This is a genomic window from Aeromicrobium sp. (assembly GCF_047606445.1).
Taxonomy (GTDB): Bacteria; Actinomycetota; Actinomycetes; order Propionibacteriales; family Nocardioidaceae; genus Aeromicrobium.
Genome location: NZ_JASGEK010000046.1, coordinates 1 through 9,357, shown reverse-complemented (window position 1 = coordinate 9,357; position 9,357 = coordinate 1). Strand labels below are relative to the sequence as shown.

General features: G+C 68.5%; 17 protein-coding genes and 1 pseudogene. 17 read left to right on the top strand and 1 reads right to left on the bottom strand.

The features are described 5' to 3' along the window. The 17 genes and pseudogenes from QM621_RS09230 to map form a co-directional block, all read left to right on the top strand. Positions 1-191, top strand: a pseudogene (locus QM621_RS09230) (30S ribosomal protein S3); the annotation flags it as partial. Next, positions 191-613, top strand: coding sequence for a 50S ribosomal protein L16 (gene rplP / locus QM621_RS09225; RefSeq protein ID WP_414990083.1), 423 nt, complete (start codon positions 191-193; stop codon positions 611-613). The pseudogene QM621_RS09230 and the gene rplP, both read left to right, overlap by 1 nt. Beyond that, on the top strand, positions 613-852 hold the full coding sequence (gene rpmC, locus QM621_RS09220) for a 50S ribosomal protein L29 (RefSeq protein ID WP_414990082.1): 240 nt from the start codon (positions 613-615) through the stop codon (positions 850-852). The genes rplP and rpmC overlap by 1 nt, the downstream gene beginning before the upstream one ends. After that, on the top strand, positions 849-1,130 hold the full coding sequence (gene rpsQ, locus QM621_RS09215) for a 30S ribosomal protein S17 (protein WP_414990081.1): 282 nt from the start codon (positions 849-851) through the stop codon (positions 1,128-1,130). The genes rpmC and rpsQ overlap by 4 nt, the downstream gene beginning before the upstream one ends. Positions 1,131-1,134: 4 nt before the next feature. After that, positions 1,135-1,503: a 50S ribosomal protein L14 gene (gene rplN / locus QM621_RS09210; protein ID WP_414990080.1), complete on the top strand. Its 369-nt coding sequence runs from the start codon at positions 1,135-1,137 to the stop codon at positions 1,501-1,503. Then, positions 1,503-1,862 (top strand): 50S ribosomal protein L24, encoded by a 360-nt coding sequence (gene rplX, locus QM621_RS09205; RefSeq protein ID WP_414990079.1) that lies wholly within the window; start codon positions 1,503-1,505, stop codon positions 1,860-1,862. Before rplN ends, rplX begins: the two co-directional genes overlap by 1 nt. Before the next feature lie 2 nt (positions 1,863-1,864). Then, positions 1,865-2,425, top strand: coding sequence for a 50S ribosomal protein L5 (gene rplE, locus QM621_RS09200; protein WP_414990078.1), 561 nt, complete (start codon positions 1,865-1,867; stop codon positions 2,423-2,425). 1 nt (position 2,426) lies between these two features. Further along, the gene (locus QM621_RS09195) at positions 2,427-2,612 is read left to right on the top strand and encodes a type Z 30S ribosomal protein S14 (protein ID WP_414990077.1); all 186 of its coding nucleotides are present in this window, start codon (positions 2,427-2,429) and stop codon (positions 2,610-2,612) included. An 85-nt stretch (positions 2,613-2,697) separates the two neighbouring features. Further along, on the top strand, positions 2,698-3,105 hold the full coding sequence (gene rpsH, locus QM621_RS09190) for a 30S ribosomal protein S8 (protein ID WP_414990076.1): 408 nt from the start codon (positions 2,698-2,700) through the stop codon (positions 3,103-3,105). A 12-nt stretch (positions 3,106-3,117) separates the two neighbouring features. Continuing rightward, a complete protein-coding gene (rplF, locus tag QM621_RS09185; RefSeq protein ID WP_414990075.1) occupies positions 3,118-3,660 on the top strand; it encodes a 50S ribosomal protein L6 in 543 nt (180 codons plus the stop codon). Beyond that, on the top strand, positions 3,660-4,043 hold the full coding sequence (gene rplR, locus QM621_RS09180; protein ID WP_414990074.1) for a 50S ribosomal protein L18: 384 nt from the start codon (positions 3,660-3,662) through the stop codon (positions 4,041-4,043). The genes rplF and rplR overlap by 1 nt, the downstream gene beginning before the upstream one ends. Before the next feature lie 40 nt (positions 4,044-4,083). Continuing rightward, complete coding sequence (rpsE, locus tag QM621_RS09175; protein ID WP_414990073.1) at positions 4,084-4,686, top strand: 30S ribosomal protein S5; 603 nt, start codon at positions 4,084-4,086, stop codon at positions 4,684-4,686. Further along, a complete protein-coding gene (gene rpmD / locus QM621_RS09170) occupies positions 4,686-4,886 on the top strand; it encodes a 50S ribosomal protein L30 (RefSeq protein ID WP_414990072.1) in 201 nt (66 codons plus the stop codon). Before rpsE ends, rpmD begins: the two co-directional genes overlap by 1 nt. Before the next feature lies 1 nt (position 4,887). Next, positions 4,888-5,328: a 50S ribosomal protein L15 gene (gene rplO / locus QM621_RS09165; RefSeq protein WP_414990084.1), complete on the top strand. Its 441-nt coding sequence runs from the start codon at positions 4,888-4,890 to the stop codon at positions 5,326-5,328. Between the two features lie 137 nt (positions 5,329-5,465). After that, positions 5,466-6,794, top strand: a complete 1,329-nt coding sequence (gene secY / locus QM621_RS09160) for a preprotein translocase subunit SecY (RefSeq protein WP_414990071.1) — start codon at positions 5,466-5,468, stop codon at positions 6,792-6,794. Then, positions 6,791-7,354: an adenylate kinase gene (locus QM621_RS09155; protein WP_414990070.1), complete on the top strand. Its 564-nt coding sequence runs from the start codon at positions 6,791-6,793 to the stop codon at positions 7,352-7,354. Before secY ends, QM621_RS09155 begins: the two co-directional genes overlap by 4 nt. An 8-nt stretch (positions 7,355-7,362) precedes the next feature. Then, complete coding sequence (gene map / locus QM621_RS09150) at positions 7,363-8,127, top strand: type I methionyl aminopeptidase (RefSeq protein WP_414990069.1); 765 nt, start codon at positions 7,363-7,365, stop codon at positions 8,125-8,127. A gap of 121 nt (positions 8,128-8,248) precedes the next feature. Here map and QM621_RS09145 read toward each other — a convergent pair whose 3' ends face one another. Then, positions 8,249-9,190, bottom strand: a complete 942-nt coding sequence (locus tag QM621_RS09145; RefSeq protein ID WP_414990068.1) for a hypothetical protein — start codon at positions 9,188-9,190, stop codon at positions 8,249-8,251. Between the last annotated feature and the right edge of the window lie 167 nt (positions 9,191-9,357).

Here is a 9,357-nt window from a genome sequence, read left to right as displayed (position 1 = left end):
GCGCCGCGCGCGAGGCCGAGGCCGCCAAGCGCGCCGCCGCCCCCGGCGGCAACCGTCGCGCCGGTCGTGGCGGCGGTCGTCGCCCCGAGCGCCCCGCCCGTAACAACGCCGAGGCTCCTGCCGCCGCCGAGGCCCCTGCGGCCGAGCCGGTGGCCGCCGCCGCTGCTCCCGCCGAAGGAGGCGAAGCCTGATGTTGATGCCCCGACGGGTCAAGTACCGCAAGCAGCACCACCCCAAGCGCCGCGGCATGGCCAAGGGCGGCACCACGCTCGCCTTCGGCGACTACGGCATCCAGGCGGTCGAGGGTCACTACGTGACCAACCGGCAGATCGAGTCGGCTCGTATCGCCATGACGCGCCACATCAAGCGCGGCGGCAAGGTCTGGATCAACATCTACCCGGACCGCCCGCTGACCAAGAAGCCCGCCGAGACCCGCATGGGCTCCGGCAAGGGCTCGCCCGAGTGGTGGGTCGCCAACGTCAAGCCCGGACGCGTCATGTTCGAGCTGTCCGGCGTGTCCGAGGACGTCGCCCGTGAGGCGATGCGCCGCGCGATCCACAAACTGCCGATGAAGGCGCGCTTCATCAGCCGCGAGACCGAAGGGGGTCTGTGATGTCGAAGACGACCGCCGTCGAGCTGCGTACGCTCGCCGCCGACGAGCTCGCCGAGAAGCTGCGCGACGCCAAGGAAGAGCTGTTCAACCTGCGCTTCCAGAACGCCACCGGCCAGCTCGACAACACCGCGCGGCTGCGCACCGTCCGCAAGGACATCGCCCGGATCTACACGGTGCTGCGCGAGCGCGAGCTCGGCATCATCGAGTCCGCCGACGACAACGCCGAGGTGGACGCATGAGCGAGAAGGATCAGACTGTGACCGAAGAGCGCAGCACCCGCAAGGTGCGCGAAGGCCTCGTCGTCAGCGACAAGATGGACAAGACCATCGTCGTCGATGTCGAGGAGCGCTTCAAGCACCCGCTGTACGGCAAGGTGCAGCGGCGCAATATCAAGTTCAAGGCCCACGACGAGGAGAACACCGCCGGCGTCGGCGACCGCGTGCGGATCATGGAGACCCGCCCGTTGTCGGCCACCAAGCGCTGGCGCCTCATCGAGGTCCTCGAGAAGGCGAAGTGACGACATGATCCAGCAGGAGTCCAGGCTCAAGGTTGCCGACAACACCGGCGCCAAGGAGATCCTCTGCATCCGCGTCCTCGGCGGCTCGGGCCGGCGCTACGCCGGCATCGGCGACACGATCGTCGCCACCGTCAAGGACGCGATCCCCGGCGGCGGCGTGAAGAAGGGCGACGTCGTCAAGGCGGTCGTCGTGCGCACCGTCAAGGAGCGGCGCCGTCCGGACGGCTCGTACATCAAGTTCGACGAGAACGCGGCCGTCATCCTCAAGAACGACGGCGACCCGCGCGGCACGCGCATCTTCGGTCCCGTCGGCCGTGAGCTTCGCGACAAGAAGTTCATGCGCATCATCTCGCTCGCACCGGAGGTGCTGTGATGGCAGGCATCAAGAAGGGTGACCAGGTCAAGGTCATCGCCGGCGCCGACAAGGGCGTCACCGGCAAGGTGATCGAGGTCCTGACCGACGCCGACCGCGTCGTCGTCGAGGGCGTCAACCGGGTCAAGAAGCACACGCGGGCCGCGCAGGCCGGCGGCGCGGAGACCGGCGGCATCGTCACGGTCGAGGCCCCGATCCACATCTCGAACGTGGCCCTCGTCGTCGACGGCGGCAAGGGCAAGACCACGACGCGTATCGGCTACCGCCGCGACGACGTCACCAAGACCCGTCCCGACGGTTCGACCTACGCCGCGAAGCGCAGCGTGCGGATCGCTCGCAAGACCGGAGAGGAGATCTGAGCATGACCGACACCGTCACCGCTCCGCGTCTCAAGGCCAAGTACCGCGAGGAGATCGTTCCCGCGCTGCGCGAGCAGTTCGAGTTCGAGAACGTCATGCAGGTGCCCGGCCTGACCAAGATCGTCGTGAACATGGGCGTCGGCGAGGCGGCCCGCGACGGCAAGCTGATCGAGGGCGCCGTGCGCGACCTCACCGCGATCACCGGCCAGAAGCCGCAGGTCACCAAGGCCCGCAAGTCGATCGCGCAGTTCAAGCTGCGCGAGGGCATGCCGATCGGCGCGCACGTCACGCTGCGCGGCGACCGCATGTGGGAGTTCCTCGACCGTCTGCTGACGCTCGCCCTCCCGCGCATCCGCGACTTCCGCGGCCTGAGCCCCAAGCAGTTCGACGGCCGGGGCAACTACACCTTCGGTCTGACCGAGCAGGTCATGTTCCACGAGATCGATCAGGACAAGATCGACCGCTCGCGCGGCATGGACATCACGGTCGTCACGACCGCGACGAACGACGACGAGGGCCGTGCGCTGCTCAAGCTGCTCGGCTTCCCGTACAAGGAGAACTGACATGGCGAAGACTGGCCTCAAGGTCAAGGCGTCCCGTACGCCGAAGTTCGCGGTGCGCGGCTACACCCGTTGCCAGCGCTGCGGCCGTCCCAAGAGCGTGTACCGCAAGTTCGGCCTGTGCCGGATCTGCCTGCGCGAGATGGCCCACCGCGGCGAACTGCCGGGCGTCACCAAGAGCTCCTGGTAACCACACCCACCAACCGGCGCAGGTCCTCTCCGACAGCTCGACTGGACGAGACGAGAAACCGCGGCGAGAAACGGATTCACCCCTTATGACGATGACCGATCCCATTGCGGACCTGCTGACGCGGATCCGCAACGGCAACCAGGCGTACCACGATCAGGTGAGCGCCCCCTACAGCAAGCTGAAGGAGGGTGTGGTCGCGCTGCTCAAGCAGGAGGGCTACATCACCGACTTCTCGGTGGCCGAGCCGGCCGAGGGCGAGGTCGGCAAGACGCTGACCGTCACGCTCAAGTACGGCCCGCACCGCGAGCGCTCCATCGCGGGCATCCGGCGCATCAGCAAGCCGGGTCTGCGCGTGTACGCCAAGAGCAGCAACCTGCCGAAGGTCCTCGGCGGCCTCGGCGTGGCGATCATCTCCACGAGCCAGGGTCTGTTGACGGACCGTCAGGCGCACAACAAGGGTGTAGGCGGAGAAGTCCTCGCCTACGTCTGGTGAGGGTGGTCTGACATGTCACGCATTGGCAAGATTCCCGTCGCGGTCCCGGCCAACGTCGAGGTCACCCTCGACGGCCAGGACGTGCGCGTCAAGGGCCCCAAGGGCGAGCTCAGCCACACCGTCGCCGAGCCGATCACGGTCAGCAAGGCCGAGGACGGCTCGCTGAACGTCGAGCGTCCCGACGACGAGCGCCGCAGCAAGGCCCTCCATGGTCTCTCCCGCACGCTGATCCACAACATGGTCCTCGGCGTCACCGAGGGCTACGAGAAGAAGCTCGAGATCGTGGGCGTCGGCTACCGCGTCCTCGCCAAGGGCCCGAACGCGGTCGAGCTGAGCCTGGGCTTCAGCCACCCGGTGCCCTTCGAGGCGCCCGAGGGCATCACCTTCCAGGTGGAGTCGGCGACGAAGTTCTCGGTGCACGGCATCGACAAGCAGCTCGTCGGCGAGGTCGCCGCGAACATCCGTAAGATCCGCAAGCCCGAGCCGTACAAGGGCAAGGGCGTGCGCTACGCCGGCGAGCGGGTCCTCCGCAAGGCCGGAAAGGCTGGTAAGTGATGGCCATCTCGATCAAGCACAACAAGAAGCTGGCCGGTCGCGCCGCCTCGCGCGCGCGTCGCCAGATCCGCGGTCGCAAGAAGCTCGCGGGCTCGGCCGAGCGTCCCCGTCTGGTGGTGACCCGCTCCTCGAAGCACATCGTGGCGCAGGTCGTCAACGACCTCGAGGGACACACGCTCGCGTCGGCGTCGACCATGGAGGCCGACCTGCGCGCCCTCGACGGCGACAAGACGGCCAAGGCCAAGCGCGTCGGCGAGCTGGTGGCCGACCGCGCCAAGGCCGCCGGCATCGAGACGGTCGTCTTCGACCGCGCCGGCAACAAGTACGCCGGTCGTGTCGCGGCCCTGGCCGACGGCGCCCGCGAGGGCGGACTGGAGTTCTGATGATGACCACGATCCACACCAACAACTTTGGGAGCGTTGCATGAGCCAGCGTCGAGGCGGCGGAGATCGTCGCGGCCGCGGCGGCGACCGCGGCGAGAAGTCCAACTACATCGAGAAGGTCGTCACGATCAACCGTGTCGCCAAGGTGGTCAAGGGCGGCCGCCGGTTCAGCTTCACCGCCCTGGTGATCGTCGGCGACGGCGACGGCCAGGTGGGTGTGGGCTACGGCAAGGCCAAGGAGGTCCCCACGGCGATCTCCAAGGGCGTCGAGGAGGCGAAGAAGAACTTCTTCCGCGTCCCCCGCATCCAGGGCACCATCCCGCACCCGATCCAGGGCGAGAAGGCCGCCGGCGTGGTCTTCCTGCGTCCGGCCGCCCCCGGCACCGGCGTCATCGCCGGCGGCCCGGTGCGCGCCGTGCTGGAGGCCGCGGGCATCCACGACGTGCTGAGCAAGTCGCTCGGCTCGTCGAACTCGATCAACATCGTCCACGCGACGGTCGAGGCGCTCCGCAACCTGGAGTCGCCGGAGATGGTGGCGCAGCGTCGCGGCCTGCGTGTCGAGGACGTCGCCCCGGCGGCGCTGCTCAAGGCCGACCAGGAGGCTCCGGCCGCCGCGCCCGAGACCGCGGAGGCGAGCGTCTGATGGCCCAGCTCAAGATCACCCAGGTCAAGTCCGCGATCGGCCGTCAGGACAACCAGCGCCAGACCCTGCGCTCGCTCGGTCTCAAGCGCATCGGCGACAGCGTCGTCCGTTCCGACGACCCGGTCACCCTCGGCTACGTCAACACCATCCCGCACCTGCTGGATGTTCAGGCCGTTTCTGATGAGGAGGCTGGTGAGTGACATGACGCTCAAACTGCACCACCTGCGCCCGGCCCCGGGCGCGAAGAAGGCCAAGACCCGTGTGGGTCGCGGCGAGGGGTCCAAGGGCAAGACCGCCGGTCGCGGCACCAAGGGCACCAAGGCCCGCTACCAGGTCCCGTTGGGCTTCGAAGGCGGCCAGGTCCCGATCCACATGCGCCTGCCGAAGCTCAAGGGCTTCACGAACCCCAACCGGGTCGAGTTCCAGGTCGTGAACCTCGACCGGCTCGGCGAGCTGTTCCCCGAGGGCGGGGCCGTCGACGTCGACGCGCTCGTCGCCAAGGGCGCAGTCCGCAAGGGCCGTCCGGTCAAGGTGCTCGGCGACGGCGAGATCGGCGTGGCCGTCCAGGTCACCGTCGACAAGTTCTCGGCCAGCGCCAAGTCCAAGATCGAAGCGGCCGGTGGCAGCGTCACCGAGCGCTGAGGCCCACGGCTAGCGGGCGGCGAGGTTCTCATGAGCCTCGCCGCCTTCGCGCGCTCTATGGAACGTAGAGGCGCGAGAACCGACTGTTAGGCTCGCCTGGGCGCGTCTCGCCCCTGGCACCCGAGGAGGAACGAAGAGTGCTCAGCGCTTTCGTGAACGCATTCCGCACGCCCGACCTACGGCGCAAGCTGCTGTTCGTGCTGGGCATCATCGTCTTGTTCCGACTCGGATCGATGACGCCGGCGCCGGGCGTCAACGTCTCGAACGTCCGTGAGTGCATCGACATCGCGACTGCGGCCGACACCGAGGGCAGCAACCTGTTCTCGCTCATCAACGTCTTCTCCGGCGGTGCGCTGCTGCAGCTGACCATCTTCGCGCTCGGCATCATGCCGTACATCACCGCGAGCATCATCTTGCAGCTGCTCGTCGTGGTCATCCCGCGGTTGGACTCCCTCAAGAAGGAGGGTCAGGCGGGTCAGGCGAAGATCACCCAGTACACCCGCTACCTGACGCTGGGGCTGGCGATCCTGCAGGCCACCGGCATCGTGGCGCTGGCCCGCAGCGGCAGCCTCTTCGGCGGCGCCTGCAACTCCGACCTCCTGTACCACAAGGACAGCATCCCGTCGTTCCTGCTGATCGTCCTCGTGATGGTCGCGGGCACCGCCGTCATCATGTGGTTCGGCGAGCTCATCACCGACCGCGGCATCGGCAACGGCATGTCGATCATGATCTTCTGCCAGGTCATCGCGACCTTCCCGGGCGCCATGTGGCAGATCAAGGTCCAGCGCGCCGACGAGCGCGGCGACGGCTGGGTCACCTTCGCGCTGGTGCTGGCCGTCGGCCTGCTGGTGGTGGCCGGCGTCATCTTCATCGAGCAGGCGCAGCGCCGCATCCCGGTGCAGTACGCCAAGCGCATGGTGGGACGCCGTCAGTTCGGCGGCTCGTCGACCTACATCCCGCTCAAGGTCAACCAGGCCGGCATCATCCCGGTCATCTTCGCCTCCAGCCTCATGTACCTCCCGGCGCTGCTCGCGCAGTTCAACCCGGAGGAGAAGTGGGCGGTCTGGGTCAACGACCACCTCGTGCTCGGCGATCACCCGTACTACATGATCTCCTTCTTCGTGCTGATCGTCTTCTTCACGTACTTCTACGTCGCGATCACCTTCAATCCCGAAGAGGTCGCCGACAACATGAAGAAGTACGGCGGCTTCATCCCGGGCATCCGCGCCGGCAAGCCGACTCAGGACTACCTGGCGTACGTCCTGAGCCGCATCACCGCCCCCGGCGCGCTGTACCTTGGCCTCATCGCACTGATCCCGATGTTCGCGATCGCGTTGCTCAAGGCGAGCCAGAACTTCCCGTTCGGCGGCACGACGCTCCTCATCATCGTCGGCGTCGGCCTCGACACGGTCAAGCAGATCGAGAGCCAGCTGCAGCAGCGCAACTACGAAGGATTCCTCAAGTGACACGACTTCTCATCATGGGCCCGCCGGGCGCGGGCAAGGGGACGCAGGCGGTGGGCCTGGCCTCGCTGATCGGTGGAGCCCACATCTCGACCGGCGACATCTTCCGCGCCAACGTCGCCGAGGGCACCCCGCTCGGCGTGAAGGCCAAGGAGTACATGGACGCCGGGCAGTACGTGCCCGACGAGGTCACCAACGCGATGGTCCGCGACCGGCTGGCCGACGACGACGCGCAGTCGTTCGTGCTCGACGGCTACCCGCGCACCCTCGACCAGGTGGCCACCCTCGACGGCATCCTCGCCGAGCTCGGCGCCTCGCTCGACGCGGTGCTGGTGCTGACCGTCGACCACGAGGAGCTCATCGCGCGGCTGCTCAAGCGCGCCGAGACCAGCGGTCGCTCCGACGACACCGAAGAGGTCATCCGGGGCCGCCAGGAGGTCTACATCGCCGAGACCGCGCCGCTGCTGCCGGTCTACCGCGAGCGCGGCCTGCTGCGCGAGGTCGACGGCATGGGCTCCATCGAGGAAGTCACCGCACGGATCAACGAAGCCCTCGGGCTCTGAGTCCGACGGTGTTCGGTCCGAAGATCGAGTACAAGACACCCGCCCAGATCGCGATCATGCGACGGGCGGGTGTCGTCGTCGCGGACGTCTTGGCGACGGTCCGCGAGGCGGCCGTGCCGGGTGTGACCACCGGCGACCTCGACCAGCTGGCCCGCGAGGTGATCGCGCGACACGGGGCGACGTCGAACTTCCTCGGCTACCACGGCTTCCCCGGCGTCATCTGCACGTCGGTGAACGAGGAGGTCGTGCACACGATCCCCGGGTCGCGGGAGCTGCGCGAGGGCGACCTGCTGTCGGTCGACGCGGGCGCGGTGGTCGACGGATGGCACGGCGACGCGGCGGTGACGGTCGAGGTCGGCGAGGTCGACCCGGCCGACGCGGAGCTGTCGCGGGTGACCGAGGCGGCGCTGTGGGCCGGGATCGAGGCCGCCCAGGTGGGCGCGCGGCTGGGCGACGTCGGGCACGCGATCGAGTCGGTGGTCCGCGCGGCCGGCGACTACGGCATCGTGCAGGGCTTCACGGGCCACGGCATCGGCACGGCCATGCACCAGGACCCCGACGTCCCGAACGAGGGTCAGAGGGGCAAGGGCCTGCGTCTGAAGCCGGGTCTGGTGATCGCCGTCGAGCCGATGGTCAGCCGCGGCTCGCCCCACACGCGCATCCTCGACGACGAGTGGACCGCGGTCACCGTCGACGGCAGCCGCGCCGCCCACTGGGAGCACACCGTCGCCCTCACCCCCGACGGCCCCCAGGTCCTGACCCTCCCCGCCTGACCCCGTACCGACTCCCTGAGGCGGTGAGTTGTCCACCTTTGCCCTGGCGTTGGTGAATGGTCCACCCTATGAGGCCGAATAGGGTGGATGAGCCACCGACGAAAGCGGAAAGGTGGACAACTCACCGCTCTCGGGGGTCGGTGGGGAGCGGGGTGTGGAAGAGCCAGTGCCAGTCGGCTCCGAAAACGGGCTCCGGTCCGTCGTAGCCCTGCCTGAGCAGCGCGCGATAGATCCGGGTCACGAGCGCGCGAGGACGGGCGAGCAGACGCGCGGTGATCTGGACGTAGTTCCACCCGAGTTCGCGGAGCCGTCGGTACCGCTCGATGTCCCACTCGAACTGCCGGACGTCCTCGGCGTGCTGTCGGCCCTCGTACTCGGCGACGAGCCGCCACCTCCGGAAGACGAGGTCGCCGACGGCCACGGCGTCGGGCCCGTCGGTGATCGGGGCGTTGACCTCGGGCGGCTCCAGACCCGCCGCGACGACGACCACCCGACTCTGGCTCTCCGGGATCGACGCGCTCGCGCCGTCGAGCCAGGGGAGCACCCGTTCGACCTCGGCCGCCCCGGGACGCCACGGATCGCGCGCGGCGACTTCCGCGAACGACCGGGTGTCGCACTGTTCGGTGGCGAGAAGGCGGTCGGCGGCGGCGATGGCGCGGATGGGCGGGAGGAGGGAGAGCGACTGCACCCAGGCGGCCGACAGGCGCACGCCGCCGGAGTCGAGAGGCGGCATGCGGACGGTGCGATGCAGCATCACACCGTCGTGGTCGAGGTGGAGGTCGCGTCCGATGGTGAAGTGGACGAGGTCGTCGCCGACGTCGACCCCGGCCGCGGCGAGCCTGCTCATGTGGCTCAGCGCGGCGTCGTCGGGCAGGGCGAGCCGCGCGGCGTGAATCCAGCCGAGTCGGTCGAGTTCGGTGGTCGCGAGCCGGTAGACGCAGGGCAGCACACGGACGAATCGCGCGTGTTCGAGCATGCGGTCGGTCAGGCCCGCGTCGAGGGCCTCACGTCGGTGGAAGGCACGATGGGCGAGATGGTCGGGGACGGGAGTCAACTGGCGCATGGGGCCAGGCTCGTTCTCACGTCACACGGGCGCAACCAGCGTTTCGCGGCTTGTGGACAGTGGGACGACGGACCTCAGCAAGACTGTGGATAACGTCCGAGTGCCGGTGTCTCATCCACCCGATGAGCGCTCATAGGGTGGATGAGAAACCGCGACCGAGGCAAAGG